Here is a 1,054-nt window from a genome sequence, read left to right on the forward strand (position 1 = left end):
CGCCGTTCGTATCCAATACATTTGCCTGCAAGCAAATTTTATTTGTTGTCCCACTGCCCAGATGCAAATCGCCTCCGGCGGCTCCCAATTGTATATCCTTTTCGTTTATCCGAACCAATACCGGAATATTTTCGATTTTGATACCGTAACCGGCAGCAAAGGACAAGAAACGCGAGGCATGAATATTACCGGCAGTCATTGTCAAATAGGCATTGCCGTCCGCTCCCAGTTCTGCGCCGTAACAGGCGCTTAGCAATCCTGAGAATACGGATGTTCCCGCCACTTCCATGCTTCCTGCTACATGAGCGTTTTTCATTCTCCAGTCCACGGAGGCAAGGTTGGCGTTTCCGGCATGGTAAACGGCTTTTCCCTTTATCAAAACCGTTTCAGGGGAAAGAAAGACACCGCTTTCCCTATCCTGACCGAAAAGCAGTTCGCCTGCCGAGTGCAGGGAAGAATTTCCAAAATCCACATAAAGACTGTCGATAATGGTTGTATTTTCCACAGGGTTATGGGACAAAATCCTTTTCCCGCCGATATAAAGACTGTCGCCTCCAACTTCCAGATTTCCGGTTATCCGTATCCCGAAAATTTCATTTTCCCGGTAGGCTTCCAGTATTCTTGTATTATGGATCCCCGCTTCAAAGCCGTAATTGGCGGTCAGTTTACCTGTCATATCCCCGCCGTTTTTTTTCAGATAGTCCAGCAAAATGCCTCCTTCGCCTATTTCGCCGTTACCCGCCACGCCTCCTGCAATGGCTTCGGCAAAGCCGTAAGCGGTATTTTTCAGGCGGACGGAAGTTTCATCGCCTTCCTCAACGCCCCACGGGTGCGCCTCATCCTTTTTGTCCTGTGCATTGAAGAAGTTATGATACAGTTGATTATAAATGCTGTAACATAAACTGGTCGGGTCTAATTCTCCGATTACAGGGTGCAGGATAACGCTCATTTGGTAAAGGCTGTTTGTGAAAGGAATTTCTGAATTTTGGACATCAGCGGGGCGAAATTGGGCGCATTGACCGCGGGCATGGTTCCCATCAGTGTGGGCGTCATA

The 1,054-nt window shown here is 48.3% G+C and carries 1 pseudogene; it reads right to left on the bottom strand.

The window, feature by feature from the left end:
- Positions 1–949, bottom strand: a pseudogene (locus ACYPWY_RS16350) (hypothetical protein); the annotation flags it as partial.
- Between the last annotated feature and the right edge of the window lie 105 nt (positions 950–1,054).

Source organism: Viscerimonas tarda (genome assembly GCF_054601255.1).